At 65.8% G+C, this 710-nt stretch carries 1 pseudogene; it reads right to left on the bottom strand.

The features are described 5' to 3' along the window. A pseudogene (locus EOA28_RS37610) lies at nt 1-710 on the bottom strand (chain-length determining protein); the annotation flags it as partial.

The raw sequence follows: 710 nt of genomic DNA, 5'->3' as shown, positions 1-710 counted from the left end.
CGCGGCCCGCCTCGGGAGTTCCGCTTCGGCGATCGAATGCCCGGGCGCCGCTTCCTCGTAAGGAGCGAAAGCACGACGCTGGTCATCGATCGCCGGTTCCGTGCGCGCGACAGGCATCGCCACCTGCTCTATGCTCTCAAACCGAGCACCGGGGGCAGGACGCATGGCGCGGCCGGAGAACAACTCGCCAAGCAGTGTGCCGATCGCCATCAGCAGCAGAGAAGCGGCGGCGGCGGCCCCGGTAATCGGTCCGATCTTCGGGAAATAAGGCTGCGACGGCACCTGCGCCTGCGCGATCAGGCTCGCCGCGACGGGGGAGTATTTGCGGTCCTTGCGCGAGGCCGCCGCATTGTAACTTGCCATATAGGATTCAAGCTGTTGGCGCTGAACGTTCGCGTCGCGCTGCAAGGCATCCAACTGCACCTGCTGTTCGCCGGCGCGTGCCGAGGCGGCTTTCAGCGTGTTCACGTCCGCGACCAGCTGATCCTCGCGGGCCTTGGCCGTTTGAACCTGCGCCGACAGGCCGCGAATGATCTTTTGCGCCTCGTTGCGAATCTGGCCGTCGAGGTCGGCAAGCTGCGACTTCAGCGCCCGGATGCGCGGATGATTGTCCAGCAGGGTCGTGGAAAGGTCGGCAATGTTGGCCCGGAGTTCGACCTGCCGCTCGCGCAGGCGCTGAATCAGCTCGGAGGACAGCACTTCCGGCACGC

It is taken from the genome of Mesorhizobium sp. M2A.F.Ca.ET.067.02.1.1, assembly GCF_004023285.1.
Taxonomy (GTDB): Bacteria; Pseudomonadota; Alphaproteobacteria; order Rhizobiales; family Rhizobiaceae; genus Mesorhizobium.
This window is presented reverse-complemented; position numbering and strand designations above follow the sequence as displayed.